The organism is Enterococcus sp. DIV0436a, assembly GCF_051711605.1.
Taxonomy (GTDB): domain Bacteria; phylum Bacillota; class Bacilli; order Lactobacillales; family Enterococcaceae; genus Enterococcus_B; species Enterococcus_B faecium.
In genome coordinates this window covers 1,208,168-1,233,772 of the sequence record NZ_JBIONA010000001.1, presented here as the reverse complement: position 1 = coordinate 1,233,772, position 25,605 = coordinate 1,208,168, and the positions used below count along the sequence as shown (strand labels likewise).

Annotated in this window: 23 protein-coding genes; 3 read left to right on the top strand and 20 right to left on the bottom strand. The window is 38.7% G+C overall.

From position 1 onward, the window contains the following. Positions 1–30: 30 nt before the first annotated feature. Positions 31–795, bottom strand: a complete 765-nt coding sequence (locus IGL15_RS05980) for an alpha/beta fold hydrolase (protein ID WP_104765583.1) — start codon at positions 793–795, stop codon at positions 31–33. 3 nt (positions 796–798) lie between these two features. Then, complete coding sequence (locus IGL15_RS05975; RefSeq protein ID WP_002297001.1) at positions 799–1,188, bottom strand: hypothetical protein; 390 nt, start codon at positions 1,186–1,188, stop codon at positions 799–801. A 134-nt stretch (positions 1,189–1,322) separates the two neighbouring features. On the opposite strand from IGL15_RS05975, the gene IGL15_RS05970 reads away from it, so the two are divergent. Both IGL15_RS05970 and IGL15_RS05965 read left to right on the top strand, forming a co-directional pair. Next, positions 1,323–1,865 (top strand): DUF2179 domain-containing protein, encoded by a 543-nt coding sequence (locus tag IGL15_RS05970; protein WP_002289260.1) that lies wholly within the window; start codon positions 1,323–1,325, stop codon positions 1,863–1,865. Between the two features lie 147 nt (positions 1,866–2,012). Next, entirely contained in the window at positions 2,013–2,645 is a 633-nt protein-coding gene (locus tag IGL15_RS05965; protein ID WP_002289266.1) for a hypothetical protein, read from the top strand. A gap of 133 nt (positions 2,646–2,778) precedes the next feature. Here IGL15_RS05965 and IGL15_RS05960 read toward each other — a convergent pair whose 3' ends face one another. The 8 genes from IGL15_RS05960 to IGL15_RS05925 form a co-directional block, all read right to left on the bottom strand. Then, positions 2,779–2,904 (bottom strand): GNAT family protein, encoded by a 126-nt coding sequence (locus IGL15_RS05960; protein ID WP_002296999.1) that lies wholly within the window; start codon positions 2,902–2,904, stop codon positions 2,779–2,781. 133 nt (positions 2,905–3,037) lie between these two features. Continuing rightward, the gene (locus tag IGL15_RS05955; RefSeq protein WP_002324666.1) at positions 3,038–3,934 is read right to left on the bottom strand and encodes a DUF1803 domain-containing protein; all 897 of its coding nucleotides are present in this window, start codon (positions 3,932–3,934) and stop codon (positions 3,038–3,040) included. A gap of 181 nt (positions 3,935–4,115) precedes the next feature. After that, positions 4,116–5,042, bottom strand: a complete 927-nt coding sequence (locus IGL15_RS05950; RefSeq protein WP_002289263.1) for a manganese-dependent inorganic pyrophosphatase — start codon at positions 5,040–5,042, stop codon at positions 4,116–4,118. A gap of 84 nt (positions 5,043–5,126) precedes the next feature. Continuing rightward, positions 5,127–5,888, bottom strand: a complete 762-nt coding sequence (gene pflA / locus IGL15_RS05945; RefSeq protein WP_002289264.1) for a pyruvate formate-lyase-activating protein — start codon at positions 5,886–5,888, stop codon at positions 5,127–5,129. Between the two features lie 243 nt (positions 5,889–6,131). After that, a complete protein-coding gene (gene pflB / locus IGL15_RS05940) occupies positions 6,132–8,363 on the bottom strand; it encodes a formate C-acetyltransferase (protein WP_002289265.1) in 2,232 nt (743 codons plus the stop codon). 276 nt (positions 8,364–8,639) lie between these two features. Further along, positions 8,640–11,090, bottom strand: coding sequence for a DNA topoisomerase IV subunit A (gene parC, locus IGL15_RS05935; RefSeq protein ID WP_002296998.1), 2,451 nt, complete (start codon positions 11,088–11,090; stop codon positions 8,640–8,642). Positions 11,091–11,101: 11 nt separating this feature from the next. Next, positions 11,102–13,147 carry a DNA topoisomerase IV subunit B gene (gene parE, locus IGL15_RS05930; RefSeq protein ID WP_002306915.1) on the bottom strand — a complete coding sequence of 682 codons (2,046 nt, stop codon included), beginning with the start codon at positions 13,145–13,147 and terminating at the stop codon, positions 11,102–11,104. 165 nt (positions 13,148–13,312) lie between these two features. Further along, complete coding sequence (locus tag IGL15_RS05925; protein ID WP_002298106.1) at positions 13,313–13,747, bottom strand: CoA-binding protein; 435 nt, start codon at positions 13,745–13,747, stop codon at positions 13,313–13,315. Positions 13,748–13,873: 126 nt separating this feature from the next. Between IGL15_RS05925 and plsY the strand changes: the two genes are divergently transcribed. Further along, positions 13,874–14,512, top strand: a complete 639-nt coding sequence (plsY, locus tag IGL15_RS05920; RefSeq protein ID WP_002296995.1) for a glycerol-3-phosphate 1-O-acyltransferase PlsY — start codon at positions 13,874–13,876, stop codon at positions 14,510–14,512. A 131-nt stretch (positions 14,513–14,643) separates the two neighbouring features. Here the strand turns inward: plsY and IGL15_RS05915 are convergent, their stop codons facing one another. From IGL15_RS05915 to ylqF, 10 genes are all read right to left on the bottom strand, one after another. Next, positions 14,644–15,519, bottom strand: coding sequence for an aldose 1-epimerase family protein (locus IGL15_RS05915; protein ID WP_002296994.1), 876 nt, complete (start codon positions 15,517–15,519; stop codon positions 14,644–14,646). Between the two features lie 81 nt (positions 15,520–15,600). After that, the gene (codY, locus tag IGL15_RS05910; protein ID WP_002290223.1) at positions 15,601–16,392 is read right to left on the bottom strand and encodes a GTP-sensing pleiotropic transcriptional regulator CodY; all 792 of its coding nucleotides are present in this window, start codon (positions 16,390–16,392) and stop codon (positions 15,601–15,603) included. A 19-nt stretch (positions 16,393–16,411) separates the two neighbouring features. Next, entirely contained in the window at positions 16,412–17,812 is a 1,401-nt protein-coding gene (gene hslU / locus IGL15_RS05905; RefSeq protein WP_002288421.1) for an ATP-dependent protease ATPase subunit HslU, read from the bottom strand. A 13-nt stretch (positions 17,813–17,825) separates the two neighbouring features. Next, positions 17,826–18,374 carry an HslVU peptidase proteolytic subunit gene (hslV, locus tag IGL15_RS05900; protein WP_002288419.1) on the bottom strand — a complete coding sequence of 183 codons (549 nt, stop codon included), beginning with the start codon at positions 18,372–18,374 and terminating at the stop codon, positions 17,826–17,828. 36 nt (positions 18,375–18,410) lie between these two features. After that, entirely contained in the window at positions 18,411–19,316 is a 906-nt protein-coding gene (gene xerC / locus IGL15_RS05895) for a tyrosine recombinase XerC (RefSeq protein WP_002288415.1), read from the bottom strand. A 197-nt stretch (positions 19,317–19,513) separates the two neighbouring features. Next, positions 19,514–20,890, bottom strand: coding sequence for an FADH(2)-oxidizing methylenetetrahydrofolate--tRNA-(uracil(54)-C(5))-methyltransferase TrmFO (trmFO, locus tag IGL15_RS05890; protein WP_016627889.1), 1,377 nt, complete (start codon positions 20,888–20,890; stop codon positions 19,514–19,516). Further along, the gene (topA, locus tag IGL15_RS05885) at positions 20,859–22,937 is read right to left on the bottom strand and encodes a type I DNA topoisomerase (protein WP_002288411.1); all 2,079 of its coding nucleotides are present in this window, start codon (positions 22,935–22,937) and stop codon (positions 20,859–20,861) included. Before topA ends, trmFO begins: the two co-directional genes overlap by 32 nt. A 121-nt stretch (positions 22,938–23,058) precedes the next feature. After that, the gene (dprA, locus tag IGL15_RS05880; protein WP_104765582.1) at positions 23,059–23,916 is read right to left on the bottom strand and encodes a DNA-processing protein DprA; all 858 of its coding nucleotides are present in this window, start codon (positions 23,914–23,916) and stop codon (positions 23,059–23,061) included. Between the two features lie 55 nt (positions 23,917–23,971). Then, the gene (locus IGL15_RS05875; protein ID WP_002296990.1) at positions 23,972–24,739 is read right to left on the bottom strand and encodes a ribonuclease HII; all 768 of its coding nucleotides are present in this window, start codon (positions 24,737–24,739) and stop codon (positions 23,972–23,974) included. Beyond that, positions 24,732–25,592, bottom strand: coding sequence for a ribosome biogenesis GTPase YlqF (gene ylqF, locus IGL15_RS05870; protein WP_002296988.1), 861 nt, complete (start codon positions 25,590–25,592; stop codon positions 24,732–24,734). Before ylqF ends, IGL15_RS05875 begins: the two co-directional genes overlap by 8 nt. Positions 25,593–25,605 lie beyond the last annotated feature (13 nt).

The following is a 25,605-nucleotide window of genomic DNA, read 5'->3' as shown; positions in this document are numbered from 1 at the left end:
TCTATCGTCATGAGTGATTTTCCGTTTCAATTATTTATACTTTTTTATCAAATTTTTTGCTAAAAAAGTGGAAGCTTCTTCCATTAGTGGTATTTGTACCATATGTCGCTGTGTTTTTGAGGAACGAAAAACAATTTCTTTTCCGTAAGACTTATGCCGATTTTTTTCTACAAATCGTTCCGTTTGTATATAAGGAATTTTTTCGTCAGCTTGTCCATGCCAAAAGAACAGAGGACGTCCAGCTAACTTTTCCGGCTGCAATGACAAATCATAGCTCTTAACCCATGAAATCAAATCAAAATAGTCTTTTGGTACGACATAATTATATTCCGATGCGCGCCTTACGATTTCTTTTCCATATTCCAAAGGTGCAGGGGAACCCATCAAACACACGCCCGCTACTATATGAGGTTGTTTAGCCAACAAGGCGCATGTTGTCATTCCACCCATCGAAACCCCGCCAACTGCAAGCTGATCATGTAGAAGACCTCTTTTTTCTAAATGCTTGATAAGTGTGTCAAATTCAAACAGATTTCCGTAGATACTATCCCAAAATGTATAGGATGGAATAGAAGAAACCGGCTGTTTGCGCTCCCCATGATTCATCGCATCTGGCAGGATCACACGAATGCCCTGCTGCGCAATTTTTCTTCCTTGCGTCAAAACTAACTCCTTACTTGTCTGCCATCCGTGATAATAGATGACAACGGGAATACGTTCCTCTCTTAATTCTTTCAGAACAACTTCTAACACTGGAATATGATGGACAGAACGTTTCAATATAATTGGATTCAATTGTTACTCACCTATTTTCATTAAATTTCCTGATCGCCATAGCAACCATGCTCCAACAGTTGTCTGGAACAGGTTCAGTGTACCAAATAATATAAATGCAGGACTGAATGGCTCGGGAAATAAGCACAGAGAACAAAGTCCCACCACTCCTAATGCTAGCGAAAGGAGTGGATAAATAGAAAAATTCAAAAAACTGGCAACGCTACCGAAAATATTACCAATAAACAGTATCAAAAAGAAAAAAACGCTTAAAATTAAACCATCTGTCAGCGACATCTGAAAAACAATGTTCTCTACCTCAATTGGCTGTTGAATCGAATAGACACCTAAGTATATACTGAGAAGGAGACTTAGCACGTGGCTGGCACAAAACACACGATTGACCGTTTTCATTTTAATCACCTAACCTATCTTTATAATTCTATTATAATCATTTTATCATTTTTTTGTATGTATAAAGTTTCAATTTTTCTTCACTTACGATTTTTTTTGATATTGTTGTTATATAAATGAAAGGAGTTTTACAAATGATTGATCCAAAAATGTTGGGGATGATCTTCCTCATCAATTTTGCTTATATCACTCTGAACACGTTACGTTTCATGTTGACAATGAAAGGCTATCGACTGATTGCTCCACTTGTCAGTATGGTCGAGATCACGATTTATATCGTCGGCTTATCCCTTGTTTTAGATCGTTTAGATAATCCACTGAATTTATTTGTCTATGCGTTAGGTTACGCAGTAGGTATCAGTGTCGGAATTTTAATTGAAGACAAATTGGCATTAGGATACATCATGGTCACAACGATTTTGCCAGCAAATAGCGCAGAAGATAAAAGTTTGCCGGGTATACTGAGAGAACACGGTTATGGTGTGACACAGACTTCTGCAATGGGGCTGGAAGGTGAGCGGCTAGTTCTCGAAATACTTTCTCCTAGAAAAAGCGAACGTGAACTGTATCGCCTGATCAAAGAAATCGAAGAGCGTGCTTTTATCATTTCTTATGAGCCAAAATATATTTCAGGTGGTTTCTGGACTAAAAAAGTGAGAAAACGACAAGGAAAATAACTCACAAACTTAAAAACTGTCTAATATCTAAATTAAATTTTAAATGTTAGACAGTTTTTATTTATTATTTTGATTAAAAAACATCGACATATACTCATCAATTTGTTATTATACTTTATATACTTATCAATTTAATTTGGAGATATTATGGAAATTCAACGTAGAACCACTAATTTTTTACATTTAGGCTCTTTTTTTGCAACTTTGACGATCTTATTTTTTCTATGTTATTCATACCTTAAGACCTCACATGCGCCTTCTAGTGCATTAGGCTGGTTGCTTTTGGATCATTCTGATATCACAGAAGCCGAAGAAAATCCGTTTTTTTTGATTTTGTCTTCTCTTTGCGGCTTACTGTTTTCTGTTTATTTCGGTGCCTATTTTTTTCATCGACATCCTGGTACGTTAAACGAAGCTTCAAGCGTATTGATTGCATTTAAAACGTTTTCTTTTTTAGCAATTCTTTTTTATTCGTTTAATCACAATACGCTTTTCTTCTTTATCATGAATGGTTTAGTCGTGATTTTATCCATTTTTACTTATTTTATTTTTTCGCTCATTTTTAGCCAATTGAAATGTCCACTCTTCTTTCGATTAGTTCCTGTCACCTGTTTTATTTACAGCTTGTTTTCCTTTTTTGTCCTTGCTTTAATGCCACTGACCAACCCTTCGACGATCCAAGTCGCAGGAAATCTGTTGGATATGCTCTTCATCGTCAGTCTAGGTGTATTTATGTGGCAAAGAAAAAACAAACAAAATAAAAAGCATTTTGAAGCCTGACTATTACGACTTCATAAATGCTTTTTTAGTTTTAAACACTTCAATCTAAAAGAATAACCCAAGATTGGATAAATTATTAATGACTCGCCATTCGTTTCTTAGTGATTCTGGATCATCAAATGGACTTCCTAATCTAATCAGCTAGTTCTTCCCATAAAATGCCATACTTGACTGAATCATAATATTGATTATTTAAAAATCTAACTTTTCTTATCACTACTTCCTTTGTCATTCCACATTTCTCACCATTTTTTTGCATTCCTTTGTTTCCAGACCATGTAGTGAATCCAATAGGTGGTAGATAGGCAAAATACTCAAATAATTCTTTTAACCATAAAGGAAGAGAAAGGCTCCTCCTGCAAGAGTCAGTATAATTTTTGCTTACTGCTCTCTTAGGTTTTACTCACTAAAACTGTTCTATATTCTTTGATATAAGAAAATGCATGCGGTATAAATTTCTTGCTCAGCTCAGAAAAGATTTGTCGTTTAAGAAAGGCCGTTTCCTCCATTGTCAATGAAGGATCCAATGTTGGTAATTCAATCTCAAAATTGTTTTTTTCGACAATAGGTAATTCTAATGTGAATGATTCTTCTTCCTTTATAGTATTCGTCACAAGTAGAGACTGATGGAAAATACTAGGCCGGCGATTTTTATATTTATTCTTACGTATCCTGTCAACGATAACTTCTATTTGATCAAAAAAGTACGCTTCATTTACGTCTCCAATAAGTTCGGCTAATTCTTTGAATGCCTTCGTTACAGGAAGCTGATTCTTCTGTACAAAAAAGTAATTAGCCAAAGTAAGCGGGAAGTGTTCTATAGAGGAAAGTGTGATAAAACGGTACTTCTCATTTCCTGCAGTTGTCCTCAACAATTCTGTCTCTCGGCTGTTTCTTACTCCATAAAAATACGCTTCTTTCCGTTCATCTTCGAAACAATACGCCCAAATAACTTCTCCCATCGCTAATTTTTGTTCATCAACAGAGAGTCTCTTCAATTGTTCAGCTATGGTTTCAGCAGCCGAAGTGGCTTGTTGCAAGTAATCTTTAGGATCAAATATTGGAAAGTTCAAATGATATCTTCGTTCTTCCCTCTTGATTAATCCTGCATCGATCAATAGATCAAGAAAATGGGAAAATTTATTTTGCGAAAATTCTTTTTTCAATTCTCTTAGAATCGTTTCTTGTTCTCGATGTTCATATAGATAATCGGTCAATGAAGAAAAAAGCGGATCATCGGTCAGTTTTTGATAAAAGTTTTCCTTATTTTTTGAATAATAATAGTTCATATATGTTCTCTTTTCTATCCGTTTTATTTTACTTAAAAGGCTTTTACGTAAAAAGGAGGAAGAACAAGAGTCATAATTGACTGTTATTCTCCTCCATTTCTTCGGCCTTTAGTATGTTCTATGTTTCTTTTTATATCAATCGCTTATCCATTCATTTTGAATGCTTCATACTACCATTTGATTAGCTAAATACAGCCGTCAATTGAGGTACGACTTGTTTTTTACGTGAAACGACACCTTTAAGCAAAGCACGGTTGTTGGTCAAAGTTGTTTGGAAAGCTTCTTCTACTTTTTCTTTTCCTTTACCAGCAACAAGTAATTCTGAATCACTGTCTAAGATGTTTGTGACAACTAATACGAACAGATCGTAGCCATTTGCTTTCATTTCATCTTCCATTGCTGCTTCTAGCTCTGCTTGTCGATCCATCACTTCATTAAGGTCCACTGTATTGACTTGAGCGATACGAACGTTGGAACTGCCCATTGGGAAACTTTTTGCATCCAAATCAAGAAGAACCGCAGCTGATTTATCACTTAGATTTGTTCCTGCTTTCAACATTTCAAGTCCATAAGTGTTTAGATCGACTTCAGCGATTGCTGCAAGTTCTTTTGCAGCTGCTTCATCTTCAGGCGTACATGTTGGTGATTTGAACAACAATGTATCTGAAATGATAGCTGAGAGCATGATTCCTGCGATTTCTTTAGGAATTGTTACTTGGTTTTCTTTATATAGTTTTAAAATAATCGTACTTGTACATCCAACTGGTTCTGCACGATAGTACAATGGATTAGCTGTTTCAAAGTTTGCAATACGATGGTGGTCTACTACAGCTAAAATATTTACTTCGCTGATATCTGAAATACTTTGTTGGAATTCATTATGATCCACAAGCATGACATCTGCATTTTCTGCTTTAGCTGACTCTACTACTCGTGGTGCAGATAGCTGAAAGTGGTCTAATGCGTATTGTGTTTCTTCATTAGGTGTACCTAGAGCAACTGCTTCAGTTTCTTTACCTAATTCATTTTGCAAGTGTGAAAACGCAATGGCTGCCCCGATTGCATCTGTATCTGGATTTTGGTGACCAAAAACTAAAATTTTTGACATGTCATTCGCTCCTTTGTGATTTCTCCTATTTAATAATAGCAAAAAAACGGAAAGAAGCAATACTTATCTTCTTTCCGATGCGACCTATCGCGTTAAATATTTTGTATACTCTTCTGTATGAAGCAATCGTTTAGCATTTTCGACACGTTCTTTTGTAGGTGGTTCGATCCCTTCTAATGGATATTTCAAACCAAGTGTTTCCCACTTGTATTTTCCCATCGTATGATAAGGAAGAATCTCTACTCTGTCTACATTTGACAAGGTTTGAATAAAGTTGTCTAGTCGGATCAAATATTCATCATAATCACTTCGCTCAGGAACTAGTACATGGCGAATCCAAACCGGTTTGTTGATTTTTGACAAATATTGAGCCATTTCTAAAATATTTTCATTGTCCCAATGCGTTAGTTTTTTATGCTCTTCATTATCGATGTGTTTGATGTCAAATAACAGTAAATCTGTATACTTCATCAATTCTTGAAAACGTGAAAAGAAAGGTTCTTCATACGTAAAAGGTTTTCCGCATGTATCCAATGTAGTATGCATCTTCCGCTCTTTTGCTTTTTTAAATAGTTCGATCAAAAAATCGATCTGCAATAGAGGTTCTCCACCACTAACAGTAATACCACCTTTATCTCCCCAGTAAGGTCTGAAGCGTTCTGCTTTATCTAAAAGTTCATCTGCTGTGTATTCTTTCCCTCCGCCAATATTCCAAGTATCTGGATTGTGACAAAATTGGCAACGCATGCGGCATCCTTGCATAAACACGACAAAGCGCAGTCCAGGTCCGTCTACTGAACCGAAAGTTTCGATAGAATGAACATAGCCGATTGTTTTTTCTTCCATTTAAGTTCACATCTTTTCTTTGATTTCATTTTAAGTACAAGTTAGCTGTCGAAGCGAAGCTTTCTGAACAAAATTTTTCGCAATTGCCGCTTCGTTATGTGTAAAATTTACAGGGACGGAACATACAAGTCCTGCCCCTGTAAATCGTTTCTTTCAAATAAGCATACTGATTATTCGATTTTGATGCGATGGCTATTCAACGTCCTTTCGACGCTAAGTCGAAAAACTTTTTTCACGAACTTTTTACATTCTGTCGTGTGAAGTTCTCATCAAGACATCTAATTGTTGTTCTCTTGTCAAGTCACGGAATTTAACTGCATAACCAGATACCCGGATCGTCAAGTTCGGATATTTCATTGGATTTTCCATTGCATCACGCAATAAATCATTACTGAATACATTGACATTCAAATGATAAGCTCCTTTTGAGAAGTATCCATCTAAGACATTACGCAAGTTTTCGATTCTTGTATCTTGTTCTTTTCCAAGACCTGAAGGATTGATTGTTTGGGTATTTGAAATTCCATCCAATGCACAGCCGTAATTCATTTTAGCTGTTGAGTTCAGGCTAGCTAATAACCCACTTTGTTCCGCATTGTAACTTGGATTTGCTCCTGGCGCAAGTGGTTTTCCAGCTTCACGGCCATCAGGAGTATTTCCTGTATTTTTACCGTAAACAACATTTGAAGTAATCGTCAATAATGAAGTTGTTGGTTTTGAGTTGCGGTAAGTTTTATGACGTTTGATTTGTCCCATGAAGTATTCCAAGATCCATGAAACTAATTCATCTGCACGGTCATCATCATTTCCGTATTTAGGGAAGTCGCCATCCACTTCAAAATCAACTGCTATTCCTTTTTCATTACGGATTGCTTTTACTTTTGCATATTTGATCGCTGACAAGCTGTCTGCCGCATGAGAAATCCCAGCAATACCTGTAGCAAATGTGCGTTGCAAGTCAGAATCCATCAAAGCCAGCTGAGCTGCTTCATAAGAATATTTATCATGCATATAATGAATGATGTTCAACGTATTGACATATAGTTCTGCTAACCAATCCATCATATTCATGAAGTTATGTTTCACTTCTTCAAAGTCTAGTATTTCTGATGTGATTGGACGATATTCTGGTCCAACTTGGGCGCCAGTCACTTCATCGACTCCGCCATTGATGGCATATAATAGTGTTTTAGCCAAGTTAGCACGAGCACCAAAGAATTGCATGTCTTTTCCGACAACTGTTCCTGATACACAGCAAGCAATCGCACAATCATCAGAACCCCATTGTTCACGAAGCTGATTATCATTTTCGAATTGAATCGAAGAACTTTCGATAGCGATTCTGCTAGCATATGTTCTGAATCCTTCTGGAAGGTGTTCAGAATACAAAACAGTCAAGTTTGGTTCTGGTGAAGGTCCCATATTTGTTAATGTATGAAGCAGACGGAAATCATTCTTTGTAACTAATGAACGACCATCTAATCCCATACCTGCAATGGATAAAGTAGCCCAGATAGGGAATCCTGAGAATAATTGGTTATATTCAGGTGTACGCGCGAATTTGACCATACGTAATTTCATTACTAAGTGGTCGATCAATTCTTGTGCTTCTTTTTCTGTGATTACTCCATTATCCAAATCACGTTGGATATAGATATCAAGGAATGCTGAGATACGTCCGATTGACATCGCAGCACCATTTTGTGATTTGATTGCTGCTAAATATCCGAAGTATAGCCATTGGACAGCTTCTTTTGCATTTGCAGCTGGTTTAGAAATATCATAGCCATATTTCGCAGCCATTTCTTTCATTTGCGCTAATGCACGATATTGTTCAGTGATTTCTTCACGTAAACGAATCACTTCTTCACTCATTGTATGATAACCAGTCATATCATGATCTTTTTTCTTTTGTTCCATCAAATAGTCGATTCCATACAATGCCACACGACGATAGTCACCGATTATACGTCCGCGACCGTAAGCGTCTGGAAGCCCTGTAATGATTTTGTTTTTACGAGCAGCACGCATTTCAGCAGTATAAGCGTCAAATACACCTTGATTATGTGTTTTGCGCCAGTCAGTGAAAATATGTGTCAATTCATCGTTTGGTGTATAGCCATTACTTTTTAGCGCATTGTTAGCCATATTGATTCCGCCGAACGGCATGAATGCTTGTTTCAAAGGTTTGTCTGTCTGTAGACCGACGATTTTTTCCAAATCTTTATCCAAATAGCCTGCATCGTGTGAAGTAATAGTTGATACGATTTCTGTGTCCATATCATAGACACCGTTACGCTCGAATTGGATATCATTTAACTTTTGCAATTCATCCCATAATTTTTCTGTTGCTTCTGTTGGGCCTTCCAAAAAGCTGTCATCACCGCGATATTCAGTGTAGTTATTTTGAATAAAGTCTCTAGTGTCTACGCCTTCTTTCCATTTGGTACCTTTAAATCCATTCCATTGCTCCATTGTATGGACCTCCTAAATTTCTGTTTTATGTAACAGTTTTTACGTGATTAGTATAACACAGCACCCTATCTTTGCAAGGGTTTTCTTGTTTTTTATTTAACAATTTTTATGTTTTATTTACATATATTTAAATCAACGTTGACATACCAACATTTAAGCATTGTGAACACTTTCATCTTTTTTTGCAAACGTATAAGGATTTATTAAAAATGAATGAAAAAGAGAAGCCATCTGTATTAATACAGATGGCGTCTCTTCATTAAAATACTACAACAGTTACGACTCGATGAAAATCTCAGGAGCATCGATAACTTCGATGACTTCTCCACCTTTTTTCTCATCCATCGCAAATGATCCATTCGATGTTCGATCACCTATAGGGAAATCAGTTGGGTCAATCGTTAACTGCTGCCCTTTTTGATTCATCAAGGTTATTTCTTTTGATCTTCCTTCCGACATATAGATAATACGGTGCGGATTTTTTTTCAGCTCACGCATGACCGTCACTCCCCGCTTCGCACGTGAAGTTTGGCTGATTTCTTGAGCAAGCATGCGTTTAACAGCTCCTCGCTGAGTAACGATTACGATCGGCGTATCACCTTCTGCTAACACAAGCAGCCCGTTGATAATCCTATCTCCATCTTTCAAATTCATAGACTTCACTCCAGCTGCCTTTGCTCCAACAACGGGAACATCTGTTAAAGGATAGCGCAAACCCATTCCTTGATGCGTTACTAAGAAAACATCTAAGCCTGGCTGATCTTCTTTCAGATACACAGCAATCAGTTCATCTTCTTCCGCCTTTAGCTTCATACAGCTGAGCGGACGGCTCTTATAGGTGCGCCATGGTTCGAACTCTGTCATTCGTGTTTGCTTGATCAATCCATTCTTGCTGATGAATACAAATGTTTTCTCTGCTTGAATTTTTTGATATGGGAAAACAGCTAAAATCGATTCGTCTACAGACAGATTGGAGATTGTTTGAGAAATGTGCTCACCAGCATCTTTCCATTTCAAATCGGGTAGTTCATGGACAGGGCGGTAGATCACATTTGCTTTATTTGTGATCAGAAGAACATGGTCCAATGTACTCAATTCACCTGAGTATAGCAAGTAGTCGCCTTCTCGCATCCCGATTTCTTCTGGTTTGGAAGCACTATAAGAACGAAGGCTTGTTCGCTTCACATAGCCTTCTCGCGTCACACTGACAATTACGTCTTCTTGTGCCACTAAGACTTGCGTATCAATTTTGATTTCTTCGATTTCGTCTTCGATTGTCGTTAGACGAGCGGAAGAATAATTTTTTTTCACTTCTCGCAATTCTTTTTTCATAACAGAGAAAAGCTCTTTGTCATTTGAAAGGATTTTATTCAACTCTGTGATTTGCGCAATCAAGCTTTCGGATTCCTTTTGAAGCTCTGTGATATCCGTGTTCGTCAAACGGTATAATTGCAATGTGACAATTGCTTCTGCTTGTTCTTCTGTAAATTGAAAGACGTCGACTAAATTCTTTTTGGCGTCTTTTTTGTCTTTACTTTCACGAATCGTTGCGATTACTTCATCCAGAATCGATAAAGCTTTCATCAATCCTTCTACGATATGCTGTCTTTTTTGAGCTTTGGCTAAATCGAATTGACTACGTTTTGTTATGACTTGCTTTCGATGCTCGATATAACTTCTTAAAATGTCTTTCAGTCCAACTTGATGCGGAGTCATATGGTCGATAGCGACCATATTGAAATTGTAATTGATCTGTAGCTCAGTGTTTTTGAACAAATAATTCAAAATTCCTTGAGCATTGGCGTCTTTTTTCAATTCGACGACAATTTGCAGACCTGTTCTATCACTTTCATCTCGTACTTCAGCTATTCCATCGATTTTCTTATTCAAACGGATCTCATCCATTTTTTTCACCAAGGTCGCTTTATTTACTTCATATGGGATTTCTGTGATCACGATTTGCTGTTTATTACCCTTCATTGCCTCTATCTTTGTTTTCGAACGAAGAATAACTTTTCCTCGCCCTGTTTCATAAGCTTTTTTGATTTCATCTTTTCCTTGCAAGATCCCTCCTGTTGGAAAGTCAGGTCCAGGAATATATTCCATCAATTTTTCAAGGCTCGCTTGTGGATGATCGATCATATAGATTGTGCCATCGATCACTTCAGCTAAGTTATGAGTCGGGATTTCTGTTGCATATCCAGCAGATATACCTGTCGATCCATTGACGAGAAGGTTTGGGTATCGAGCTGGAAGGACTGTTGGTTCTTTTTCTGTATCATCAAAATTCCACACGAGATCGACTGTTTCTTTTTCGATATCTGCTAGCATCTCTCCACTTAACTTGGATAATCTGGCTTCAGTATAACGCATCGCAGCAGGTGGATCACCGTCCATACTCCCGTTATTCCCGTGCATTTCGATCAGTACTTCCCGCAACTTCCAGTCTTGGCTCATGCGGACCATCGCTTCATAAATACTGCTGTCACCATGAGGATGATAATTCCCCATGATATTTCCGACAGATTTTGCTGATTTACGGAATCCTTTGTCATACGTATTGCCATCTTTGTTCATGGCAAATAATATCCGGCGTTGCACTGGCTTCAATCCATCACGGATATCAGGCAGTGCACGTTCTTGGATAATATATTTGGAATAACGTCCGAAGCGGTCACCCATCACTTCTTCTAAAGTTAATTCTTGTACTTCTTGTCGATTTTCCATCAGGTGACCTCCTATTCTACTTCAAATAACTGATTGTTTTCATTTTTATCTGCTCGTTCTTCATCTAATAAATCATTAGAAACTGAAGGAGAGATTTCAGTATCCTCTTTTTTATCTAAGATACTGCCATCTTCTTCGAGCGTAAATTGCACGTGATTTTCGATCCATTTTCTTCGAGGTTCTACTTTGTCACCCATCAGTGTGGTTACTCGACGTTCAGCTTGCGCAGCATCATCGATACGGACGCGGATCAACGTACGGGAAGTCGGATCCATCGTTGTTTCCCACAATTGTTCCGCATTCATCTCTCCAAGTCCTTTATATCGCTGCAGCATATATCCTTTGCCGACTTTTTTAATCATTGCTGCCAATTCGTCATCTGTCCACGCATATTCAATGACTTGCTTCTTTCCTTGTCCTTTGGATACTTTATATAAAGGCGGTAACGCGATATATACTTTCCCAGCTTCAATCAGCGGTTTCATATAACGATAAAAGAAAGTAAGCAGTAATACTTGAATATGGGCGCCGTCTGTATCCGCATCGGTCATGATGATTACTTTGTCGTAATTACAGTCTTCGATAGAAAACTCAGGACCGACTCCTGCACCAATCGTATAGATCATCGTATTGATTTCTTCATTTTTCAAGATATCTTGCATTTTAGCTTTTTCGGTATTGATGACTTTTCCTCGTAAAGGTAGAATTGCTTGGAACTTTCTGTCTCTTCCTTGTTTAGCAGATCCGCCAGCAGAATCCCCTTCGACTAAATACAATTCATTTTTCTTAGGGTTTCGGGATTGTGCGGGTGTCAATTTTCCTGAAAGAAGAGATTCGCCTTTTTTACGCTTCTTCCCATTTCGGCTTTCTTCTCTGGCTTTACGTGCTGCTTCTCTCGCTTCTCTGGCTTTGATTGCTTTACGGACCAACATCTGGCTCATTTCGCTATTTTCCTGCAAATAAAAGCCCATTTGTTCACTGATGACGTTATCTACTACGGTACGAGCAACTGGCGTACCAAGTTTTTCTTTTGTTTGCCCTTCAAATTGCAGAAGATTTTCAGGTACACGGATAGAAAGTACAGCAGCTAACCCTTCTCTGAAATCACTACCTTCCAGATTCTTGTCCCGTTCTTTCAGCAAACCAACTTTTCTCGCATATTCGTTATAAGATTTCGTCATCGCCGCTTTCATACCAGCTTCATGGGTTCCCCCATCTTTTGTCCGAACGTTATTGACAAAAGATAAGACATTTTCTGAATACCCGTCATTGTATTGATAAGCGACCTCTACTTCGATACCTTCTTTTTCTCCTGAAAAATAAACAACTGGTGTCAATGTATCTTTTTCTTCATTCAGATAATCAACAAATTCTTTGATTCCTTCTTCGTAATGAAAAATTTCCTTGACTGGTTCTTCTCCACGAAGATCAGAAAGAGAGATTTTAACGCCTTTTAGAAGAAAGGCAGATTCTCTTAACCGTTCGGCTAAAATTTCATATGAAAATTTCGTTGTACTGAATATTGTATCGTCTGGTAAAAAATGGACAGTCGTCCCGTTTGCTTTTTTTGTTTTTCCTATCTTTTTCAACGTACCGTCAGGTTTACCGCCGTTTTTAAATTTCTGCTGATACTCTACGCCATCTCTAACGATCGTTACAGTTAGCCATTTCGATAAGGCATTTACCACACTGGCTCCTACACCGTGCAGTCCACCAGAAGTTTTGTACCCTCCTTGACCAAACTTTCCGCCAGCATGCAGCACAGTAAAAATCACTTCAACTGTTGGTATTCCGGAAGCATGCATTCCTACAGGCATCCCACGTCCGCTATCTGCAACAGTTATACTATTGTCTTCATGGATGGTCACATCAATCTCACTGCCATAACCTGATAATGCTTCGTCAACTGCATTATCGACGATTTCATAGACTAAATGATGCAAGCCTCGGCTGTCAGTGGATCCAATGTACATCCCTGGTCTTTTTCTAACTGCCTCTAATCCTTCCAATACTTGGATGGACGAGTCATTGTATTCGTTGTTTACTTTTTTTGCCAAGGCAAACGCTCCTTCAATAATACTTTGCGGCAAAACCGCACCACGATTATCATACTAGAAAAGGTCGTGAAAAAAAAGAGGGTAGACGAGAAATCAATTTTAATTATCTCCTAACCGCTTTTTCGACATTCCCCTCTATCGATCATCTCTTCTTTGTGGTCATTTTTATTTTTGGTTTTCTTTCAACTTACCAAGTTCAATCTTAATACAACGATCCATTACGATATCTGTACGTCCTGCTTTTCTTAGCATCTCAGCTGCTTCTTTGTTTTCAATCCCTAATTGTGCCCAGAACACTTTAGCATCAGTTTTCAAAAAATCATCTGCTACTTCAGGTAAAAATTCACTCCGTCTAAATACATCTACGATATCGATTGGATCATCGATTTCTGTCAAATTCGCATAGACTTTCTCGCCTAGAATTTCTTCACCAGCCAATAATGGATTTACTGGTATGATTTTATATCCATTGTCTTGCAATACCTGTGCAACCATGTAACTTGTTCGTTCTGGTTTATTGCTCAAGCCTACGACGGCAATATTTTTTGCTTCTTCCAAATAGTTGAAAATCGTTTCTTGTGTTGGATTTTTTACAGACATTTCTGCCACCCCTTGCTTTTCTTTTTATTCCATCTATTATACTTGTATCTTTCATTTTTTCAATTGTTCCTGTTACCTATTCATGCTAAAATAAAGGATAGTTTTCAACTTGAAAGAGGGTAAAAAATGAAATTGATCTTATTACTTATTTTAGCATATCTTTTAGGTTCTATTCCTTCCGGTGTCTGGATTGGCAAATTGTTTTTCAAAAAAGATATCCGACAACACGGGAGCGGTAATACTGGAACGACCAATACATTTCGTGTATTAGGCAAAACAGCCGGGATTGTTGTCCTGCTTATGGATATTTTAAAAGGTACATTGGCTACTTGTTTGCCGATGATCTTCCACCTTTCTGGGATTAACCCTCTTTGGTTTGGGGTATGCGCCATTCTTGGCCATACATTTCCGATTTTTGCTGGGTTCAAAGGAGGAAAAGCTGTTGCGACAAGTGCAGGAATGCTTTTAGGATTTAATCCTGTATTTTTTGTTTATTCTTGTATCATCTTTATCGTTAGTTTATTTTGTACAAGTATGGTGAGTTTGAGCAGTATGATCAGTGCAGTATTGATCACTTTATCTACGATCGTCCTTCCTTATGTAGCTCCTGTGATTTTGGCTAAGCCCAATTGGTTACTGACGATCATTGCCTTTTTAGTTTCTTCCTTTATCTTTTATCGGCATAAAGACAATATCAAGCGTATCAGAAACCATACAGAAAGTCGCATCCCGTTTGGTTTGAATAGCAGCAAGAAAAAATCCTGATACTTTTTCATTCCAAAGAGATAAAACGGGAGTGTGACAAATCGATGTCACACTCCCTTATTACTTACAGGATAGCTTTTTTACACACCTTGGTAAACGGTGTTCCCTGCTAACTTCTCGGTCACAACCTCTTACTTCACTGTGATGGAATATTTTGTCTTGAAGATTTCATGGGCACCTAGTTGATTGATCCCTACTTTTTCCATCAAGTTTCCACTACTGTTCACCGTGTCAGCGATTCCGCACCACGGTTCGATACAAACGAAAGGCGCTTCTTTTGGATAAGGAGACCAGATCCCTACATAAGGCATATCTTTATAGCTTAAAGTTACGCTATGGGAAGATTTTTCACTTCGAATGGCGTACGCATTTAGACCCCTTGTTTCAAAAACCAAGGCATCTTGCTCAAAAAGTTCACGATTCAAAGCCAGATTCGTATTTGTCTGACCTAACGTCTTTTGATCCATATCGATGAATGGGCCTTTCAATGGTAGGCGTAATCTTGATTTCAATGGAGAAAATGCCAGATAGAAATCTTCAAATGACAATCCTTCTTCAAGAGGTACATTGAAAGCAGGATGTCCACCGATAGAAAAGAACATTTCTTTTTCACCGGTATTTGCCACTTGATAATGAACCGTGATGCCGTCTCCTCCTAATTCATAGCTGATCACTAATTCAAAATCAAATGGATACTTTTCTAATGTCTCCGGCGTACTCCTTAAGATGAAACTAGCCATTTCTTGTCCATGTTCAATGACTTCAAAATCCATATCCCGAGCAAATCCGTGTTGCCCCATTTGATATGTTTTCCCTTGATAAACATACTGATCATCTTTTAAACGTCCAACAAAAGGGAATAAAACCGGTGCATGTCTGCCCCAATACGCTGGATCACCTTGCCAGATATACTCTAAACCGTGTTCTTTTGATTTCAGACTGATCAATTCCGCACCGTGTTCAGCGATTTCGGCGATCAGCTGGTCATTTTGAATAATAACAGTCATTGCCATTCCTCCAACTTCGACTTACTTTTTAAAATGGGAAGGCTGGAACAAACATTTCTATCTGCCCCAGTCCCCTTACTTCTAATAACTGTGTTTTGCTAACTCGTCTTTAAAACGGGAATTCAATACTTTTAAATAAGTTCCCTTCATGCCTAACGAACGAGATTCAATGATTCCAGCTGATTCCAATTTTCGTAAAGCATTGACGATCACAGAACGAGTGATGCCGATACTATCGGCAATATTAGAAGCAGTCAGACGACCTTCATCTCCATCCAATGCTTCAAAGATAGCTTGTACAGCCTTCAATTCGCTATAAGATAATGTGTTGATTGCCATTTGGACAGCCGTTGCACTCCGTACATCTGCTTCGATGCTTCGAGACTTCTGATAAAGGATCTGCATACCGACAACCGTAGCTCCATATTCTGCTAAGACTAGATCGTCATCTGCAAACGATTGTTCCATACGAGATAAGATAATCGTACCCAAACGTTCGCCAGCTCCAAAGATCGGAACGACAGTCGTCAGACCAAATGGATATTTCTCTCTTGACTCTACCGGAAATGCAGTAATATCACTAGTAATTGGGATATTAGCTTCAGTTTTCATCAACTGTGCCACTGTATCAGTATAAGATTCAGGAAATTGTTTCTCAACAAACATTGTTTTGATTCGTTCATTGTTCACATCGTGACGTTCATTATAACCTAGTAATACTCCGTCACTTCCTATGATATAGGTGTTGCTGTCAAGAATACCACCTAGTGTGACAGCCATTTTATCGTAAGGCAAATCTGCTTGCATGTCAAAAGTATTCTTTTGCTGCAAAAGTGTGTTTATCTTGCGGGTTTTCGTTAGCAAGTCTGTCATTGTCGTCCTCCGATTTTTTTTATAAAATATAGCGACTTAAATCTTCATTTGCCGCAATTGAGCCAAGTTTGTCATCCACATATGCTTCTGTGATCGTTATTTCTCCCATTTGCATATCTGGTGCTTCAAATAATAGATCTTCTAGTAGTTTTTCCAAAATGGTATGCAGTCTGCGTGCGCCGATATTATCTGTGTCACGGTTGACATCGAAAGCGATTTGAGCGATCCGTTCAATTGCTTCTTTTGTAAACGTAACTGACACATTTTCTGTACCGATCAACGCGACGTATTGTTTTACTAAAGCATTATTTGGTTCGGTCAGAATCTTCACAAAATCTTCAGCTGTCAAATCATCTAATTCTACCCGTATCGGGAAGCGTCCTTGAAGTTCTGGAATTAGATCACTTGGTTTAGACAAATGGAAAGCTCCTGAAGCAATGAATAGGACGTGATCTGTTTGGATGATCCCGTATTTTGTGTTTACTTGTGAACCTTCGACAATTGGCAATATGTCTCTTTGGACGCCTTCTCTGGATACTTCTCCAGATTGCTGTGATTTAGAAGTGATCTTATCGATTTCATCGATAAAAATAATTCCACTTTCTTCCGCTAATTTGATTGCCTCACTATGGATATCAGCATCCTTGACTAATTTTGCTGATTCTTCCTTGATCAATAACTCTAAAGCTTCTTTGACTGTTACCGTCCGTTCCACTTTTTTCTTCGGTGTCAAAGCACCTAGAGTTTCATTTAGGTCGATCCCCATTTGCTCCAATCCATTGTTCATCATTGGTGCAGGTTTCTTTTGGTCTTCAACTTCAATGGTTACTTCACGACTATCCAGTAAACCCTTTTGTAGTTGTTCCAAGACTGTACGGCGATTGATTCGAATATCTTCTGTCACTTCTTCTTGCGGTTCAGCGGTATTTTGCTGACTAGCATTAAAAAGATTCATCATTTGTTCAAATTGATTAGTGGATTGTTTCTGTTCTTTTTTGATACCAGGTACCAAGATTTTTACCAAACGTTTTTCTGCATTTTTTTTAGCACTTGTGTATACACGGCTGTACTGCTCTTTTTCTACGATTTGGATCGCATTTTCTACTAAATCCCGAACCATTGATTCTACATCTCTTCCGACATAACCGACTTCAGTAAATTTTGTTGCTTCGACTTTGACAAATGGTGCATTGACGATTTTTGCCAAACGTCGTGCGATTTCTGTTTTACCGACCCCTGTAGGTCCGATCATCAGCATATTTTTTGGTGTAATATCTTGTTGCATTTTTTCATCTAACTGCAAACGGCGATAGCGGTTACGCAAAGCAACGGCAACAGATTTTTTTGCTGCGTGCTGTCCTACGATATATTCATCTAATTCACTTACGATTTGTCTTGGTGTTTGTTTTAATTCATACATATCTACTCACCTCTTACAGTTCTTCTACGATAATATTATGATTAGTAAAGATACAGATATCTGCGGCAATATTTAACGCATTTTCTGCAATTTCTTTCGCACTCATGTCGTTTTGAGCATAGTTTTTCATTGCTCGGGCTGCAGCCAACGCAAAATTCCCTCCTGATCCGATAGCTAAGATACCATCATCTGGTGTGATAACTTCTCCTGTACCTGAAACAAGAAGCATTTCTTTATCATTCATTACGATCAGCATCGCTTCAAGTTTTTGCATAGATTGCTGTGTCCGCCATTCTTGAGCTAATTCGACAGCTGCGCGTTGTAGATTCCCGTTATATTCGTTTAGTTTGCCTTCAAATTTTTCTTCTAAAGTAAACGCATCTGCAACACTTCCGGCGAAACCTACAACAACTTCTCCATTGTAGATACGTCGTACTTTCTTTGCAGTGCCTTTCATGACAACAGATTCACCCATTGTTACTTGGCCATCTCCAGCCATAGCAAATTTCCCGTCTTTTTCGACGGCACAGATAGTGGTTGAATGAAATGGTGATTCGACCATGTTTGTTTCCTCCTAAATTTGTTCTTTTCCTTATTTTTACGCTCTTGGATGGAAAGAACGATAGTTTTTTTGTAAACTTTCTTTTGTTACATGGGCATAGATCTGGGTAGTCGATAAATTGGCATGTCCTAGCAATTCTTGGACTGTCCGCAAATCTGCCCCATTATTTAATAAATGAGTAGCAAATGTATGGCGCAGCATGTGAGGATGGATATCACTATCCAAACTGCTTTTTTTGATCATTTGATTCAAGACATATTCAATTCCAGTAGGCGTGATTGGTTTTCCATGATGATTCACAAAAACGATATCATGCTCTTCGTGATATTTTGTCATCAATACCTGGCGGCCTTCCCTGAAATATTCTTGCAGAGCATCTTGAGCAAAAGAACCTAGAGGAGCATATCTCTCTTTGTTCCCTTTACCATGGATCAACATGACCTCTGAATCAAAATCAATGTCTGATACCGACAAACTGCTACACTCACTTAAACGGATGCCTGACCCGTAAAGGACTTCCAGTAAAGCGCGGTTCCTCAAATCCAAAGGACTATCTCCTGCTACGCTGTCAAAAAGTGCTTGCATTTCATTTTCATAAAAAAAACGTGGCAGTCTCAAATTTTTCTTTTTGAGATGAACGTAAGAAAATGGATTTTCTTTTATCACTTCTTCTTTGAGAAGATACTGATAAAACGAACGTAGGCTGGCTATCTTGCGACTGATAGAATTTCTGCTATAGCTAGGACGATGATCAGCTAATGCACTCAAATAGACACGAACCGTAAAATATTCCGCCTTCAGCAGATCAGCGTCTCCAGATTCCTCCAAAAAATGTTTGAAATGGAGAATGTCTTCTTCATATGCTTCTTTCGTTTTTTCTGAATATCCTCTTTCGACAATCAAATAACGCAAAAATTTTTGTTCCCACGTGGCTTCTGTCATTTTCTCACCTTCCTTTTGTCCCAGAGAATAATTTAGCACAGCGTTTATAAAAAGACAAATAAATTGTCAGAATTTAACCAATATTTCTAAGTTTGTTCACAATTGGCGCAATTCCTCACATTTTGTTTGAGAAATTCTTAAGAAAAACGCAAGAAAAAGAGCGAGACTATCCGTCTCACCCTCTTCATGGAGTTTCCTTACTCATTTGGGACTGCAGTTTTTTCTAATTCTGTTTTTATTGCCTCATTAGCTTTTAAAGCTCGTTGTGCAATTGCTTCATATCTTGCTTTTTTGTCTCGAATGCGCTCTGGCAGTTCAGGAAACAGACCATAGTTGGCATTCATCGGTTGGAAATGTTTTCCTTCCGCATGAGTAATGTAGTAAGCCATACTTCCAATAGCTGTTTCTTGTGGAAACTCGACTGGTTCCATTTCTTTTGCTAAGCGTGCGGCGTTGATTCCAGCAAGTAGTCCGCTCGCTGCACTTTCAACATAGCCTTCTACACCAGTCATCTGACCTGCAAAGAACAGATCTTCGCGTTTCGTTGATTGGTAAGTCGGTTTCAGCAATTCTGGCGAATTCATAAAGCTGTTTCGGTGCATCACACCATAGCGAACGAATTCAGCATTTTCCAACCCAGGAATCATCCGGAAAACACGTTTTTGCTCGCCCCATTTCAAGTGAGTCTGAAAGCCCACGATGTTGTATAAAGAAGCTGCAGCATTGTCTTGACGCAGCTGGATAACAGCATAAGGACGTTTGCCAGTTTTAGGATCTTCCAATCCAACTGGTTTCATAGGTCCGAAAAGCATCGTTTTGAATCCTCGCTGTGCCATTACTTCAATTGGCATACATCCTTCAAAATATTTTTCTTTCTCAAAAGATTTAAGTTCTGCCACTTCGGCATTGATTAGTGCCTCATGGAAAGCTTTGAATTCCTCTTCTGTCATCGGACAGTTCAAGTAAGCTGCTTCTCCTTTGTCATAGCGGGACTTCAAATATACTTTATCCATATCGATCGTAGCTTTGTCTACGATTGGTGCAGCTGCATCATAGAAATAAAAACCATCTGAACCATTGAATGCTTTGATGCTTTCTGCTAATGGATGAGAAGTCAAAGGTCCTGTTGCTACTACGGTGATTCCTTCCGGTATTTCAGTGATTTCTTCGTTTATCACTGTTACTAATGGATGCTCTTTGACTTTTCGGGTAATTGTTTCAGAAAAAGAATCGCGGTCAACAGCTAAGGCACCACCAGCTGGCACTGCTGTTTCATCTGCCGAAGTGATTACTACCGAATTCAATCGGCGCATTTCTTCTTTCAATAACCCTACTGCATTAGCCAAACTGTTTCCTCTTAATGAATTGGAACATACTAGTTCAGCAAAATTACTTGTGTGATGCGCCTCAGTCGATTTGACTGGACGCATTTCATATAAACGGACAGGGACTCCTGCTTGTGCGATCTGCCAAGCAGCTTCACTTCCGGCAAGCCCTGCTCCAACAACATTTACCATTTTCAATGAAAGAACCTCTTTTCTATTATTTTTGGATGTCTTCTTCGTAATCTCCATTTACACAGACTACTTGTTTACCGCCTTTGACTTTCTTCTCGACCAGATATCCGTCACATTTTGGACAATTTCTGCCCACTGGTTTATCCCAAGAAGTGAATTCACATTCTGGGAAACGGGAACAACCATAGAATAGTCTGTTTTTCTTAGATTTTCGTTCAATGACTTGTCCTTCATGACATACTGGGCAAGTCACACCGATTTCTTTTACGATTGGTTTCGTATTCCGACAATCAGGAAAATTACTGCAAGCATAAAACTTCCCATATTTCCCTAATTTTATCACCATCGGATGTCCACAGACATCACAATCGAATCCTGCTGGTTCATCTTTGATTTGAATTTTTTCGATTTTTTCTTCCGCATTCGTCAGTTCTTTTTCAAACGGTTTATAGAAACGATCAACCACTTTGACCCACGCTTCCGTGCCTTCTTCAATTTTATCCAAATCTCCTTCCATTTCTGCTGTGAAATGGATATCGACGATTTGAGGGAAGAATTCACAGATTAATGAATTGACAATTTCTCCTAGTTCAGTCGGCTCAAATCTTTTTTGTGTCAATTTTACATAGTAGCGTCTTTGGATCGTATCAAGTGTTGGTGCATAAGTGGAAGGTCGCCCTACCCCGTTTTCTTCTAGTGCACGAATCAACGTAGCCTCACTAAAACGTGCTGGTGGTTGAGTAAAATGTTGTTTTGGTTCAATATCAACAGATTGGACTACATCGCCTTCTTCAAGTTCTGGAAGAATATTTTCTTTCTCTTCTTTGCCGTCATCTCTACCTTCCACATACACTTGCATGAATCCTTTGAATTTGATTTTTGAACCGTTCGCAATGAAGATGACACCATTTTGTTCTAATGTCACTTTCATTGTATCTAAAATAGCTGGTGTCATCTGACTAGCCACAAAACGTGACCAGATCAATGTATAAAGTTTCAATTGATCTTTATCTAAATATTGTTTGAGTTCATCTGGTGTACGAAGCACACTCGTTGGACGCACAGCTTCATGGGCATCTTGTGCGCCTTGAGCATTTTTGATCTTTCGGTGATCATGTCTAGAAAATTCTTTTCCATACGTATCTTCAATAAATGCTGCGGCCTCTGCTTTTGCTGTATCGGCAATCCGGGTAGAATCAGTACGCATGTATGTAATCAAGCCGACTGTTCCTTGTTTACCCAAAGTGATTCCTTCATATAATTGCTGTGCTACCATCATGGTTTTTCTTGTTCGAAAGTTTAACTTACGGGCAGCTTCTTGTTGCAGGCTACTTGTAGTGAAAGGATTCGCAGGGTTTCTTTTGCGCTCTTTCTTTTCTACTTTTTTAACTTCGAAGTCTGTTCCATCAATTCTAGCAGTGACTTCTTTTACACTTTGTGCATCTGGTAATTTCTTTTTCTTACCGTCGATTCCCCAGAAATTTGCTTTGAATTTCTTGCGAGCTTTTTTAAAATTACCGTCGATGCTCCAATATTCTTCTGGAACAAATTCTCGGATCTCTTTTTCACGGTCAATAATAATTTTTAAAGCGACAGATTGGACACGTCCTGCACTTAACCCTTTCTTGACCTTACGCCAGAGAATAGGACTGATCGAATAACCAACGATTCTGTCTAAGGTACGACGAGCTTGCTGTGCATCTACTAAATCTACATCGATCGTTCTTGGTTCCTTAAAAGCTGCTTTGACTGCGTCTTTTGTGATTTCATTGAAGACCACCCGATTTTTTTCTTTCAGATCCAACCCAAGTAGGTACGCTAAATGCCAAGCAATCGCTTCTCCTTCTCTATCCGGGTCACTTGCCAAGTAAACTTTTTGAGCTTTTTTTGCTGCGGCTTTAAGGCTTTTGATGACATCGCCCTTTCCGCGTATAGAAATATAATGGGGTTCATAATTGTTTTCAAAATCGATACCCATTTTACTTTTCGGTAAATCTCTTATATGGCCAACACTGGCCATTACTTTATAGTTTCGTCCAAGATATTTCTCAATTGTCTTGGCTTTTGCAGGTGATTCTACAATCACTAAATATTTATACGCCATTACTGAATGGACTCCTTTCCATTGTCGTGTTCCTACTATTAAAAGAGGATTCATACAAATCGTAGCTAATCATATCCATTCAGAAAACGTTTGTCAAGAAAAGCAAATGAAAAGTATGGTGTTATTCTTTAAATTCTGCCAAGATATCTTCACCCGAAACCGTGCAAACTGCACCGTCTTGGATCAAATGATGACATCCGGTAGAATGTTCTGTTAAAATATTTCCTGGAACAGAAAAAACTGTTCTTCCAAGATCCAATGCTTGCTGTGCTGTTATCAGAGAGCCGCTTTTTTTCTTGGCTTCAAAGACACATGTTCCTTTAGACAAAGCTGCGATAATCCGATTTCTCATTGGAAAACGATGCTTTTTCGGGCCGGATTGAGGAGGATATTCACTCAAAAGAAGATGATCATTTGCAATCACCTCTTGCAAGTCACGATTTTCAGCAGGATAGACTTGCTCTATCCCTGTTCCAATGACTGCGATTGTCCGTCCACCATGAGAGATTGCTGCTTGGTGACCGTATGTATCTATCCCTTTCGCGCAGCCACTGACGATCACATATCCAGCTTCTACCACTGGTTTTAGTAAATAATAAACTGTTTTTTTGGCTAAAGCAGAAGCGTGTCTTCCACCAACAACGCTTAACATGTTACAAGAAAGTAAAGATAGATCACCATTATAAAACAGTACAATTGGCGGATAGGTCAAGTGAAGTAGCTGAGGGGGATATTGGGGATCAAAGCAAGTAATAAACGACTGTTTCGATTGGATTTTGCCCCAGTTAGCGTGAATTTCCTGCCAACTTTTGCGAAACAGCTCCCGATGTGTGGTTATTTTACCTATCTTAATGATGTCTTCAAATCCGATTTCTTTATAAGGATACTGCATCATCCAGTTAGCAAGTGCCCATTTTCCTTGACTACTGATTCCTTTTGTATAAGCAAGTTTCAATAAATTCTCTTCTATTTGATACATCATAAAACCGCCTTTCGTCTCTCTTTCTAATAAGATACGTAAAAGCGGCTGTTTTTTATTGTAAATATTTTTTTACAGGTGCAAAACTTTTACGATGGATTGGCGTAATTCCTTGTCGTTCAAGTCCTTCTAAGTGTTCCTTTGTTCCATAACCTGCATTATGCGAGAAACCATATCCAGGATAAAGCACGTCATATTCTTTCATCAATTGGTCTCGATATACTTTAGCAATGATACTTGCAGCAGCAATCGACACAGATCGTGCATCCCCTTTGATTATTTTTTCCTGCTGGATAGGCAAATCCAAGGTCATCGCATCGATCAACAAATAGCTTGGTACAATGGACAATTTTTCTACTGCTTGGATCATCGCTAATTTACTTGCTTCATAAATATTCACATCATCGATTGTCTGCTGATCAACGATCCCGATCCCGATTGCCAGGGCTTTTTCTTGAACTTGTTGATAAAGAAGTTCTCGCTTTTTCTCTGATAATTGTTTGGAGTCATTCAGCCCTAATATGATCTCATTTTTCGGCAAGATAACTGCAGCTGCCACGACAGGTCCAGCTAATGGTCCTCTTCCTACTTCATCAATGCCGGCAATCCATTGGTGACCTTGTGCGTACCCTTGCTTTTCAAAGCAAAACATTTCTTCATATTTTTCCTTAATTAATGCTTCCTTTTTCAATCGTCGTTCAAAAGAAGCCAGTGCTTGCTGCACGCCTTTGCGTGGATCATTTCTTAATGATTCTAGTGTAGGATCATCTATTCTCTGTATGCTTTTCAATCGTTCTTTGATACTTTGGATGGATTCAGTCATCACTTTTTTGCTCCATTTCTTCGCAACGATCCAGTGTGTATCGTCCAAGTTTTCCTTGGCGAATATCATGCACGACTAATTCGCTGCCGCGATCATAGTCTTCTTTATACCCACGTTTTGCTGTAATATCCATCAGTAATTCCGGTGCCAATTTTTCTTCTTGCTCGATTGATAAACCATAACGATCGCTGATTCTTCCTGAATAATATCGGGCAAAAAAGTCTAATCCGTAAATCGCTAAATCATCTAAATGGACAAGCTGGTCTTTGATCGCGCCTGTCAGCGCTAGTTTTTTGCCGATTTCTTCATCTTCAAATTTGGGCCATAAAATCCCTGGTGTGTCTAACAATTCCAACTCATTACCTAAACGAAGCCACTGCTGACCTTTTGTTACGCCAGGCTTATTTCCTGTCTGTGCAATTTTCTTGCCTACTAGTCGATTCATCAACGTAGATTTCCCAACATTTGGAATACCTAAGACCATTGCCCGAATAGCGCGAGGCTTGATCCCCCGAGCAGCATCTCTTGCCCGTTTTTCTTTCAATGCTTCTTTAGCCGCAGGTACTAGACCTTTAATTCCTTTACTTTCTTGTGCCGTGATAGCTAATGCAAGATGGCCTTGTTTACGAAAATATTCTTGCCACAGCTTTGTCTGTTGTGGATCTGCCAGATCCGCTTTATTCAATAAAACAAGGCGAGGTTTTTGCTGAATGATCTGATCTAGCATTGGATTACGAGAAGATAAAGGTAATCGTGCGTCTACCAATTCAAATACGATGTCCACATATTTCATTTTTTCAGAAACTTCTCGTCGGGCTTTTGCCATATGTCCCGGAAACCATTGGATGGTCATTGTTCTCTCCATT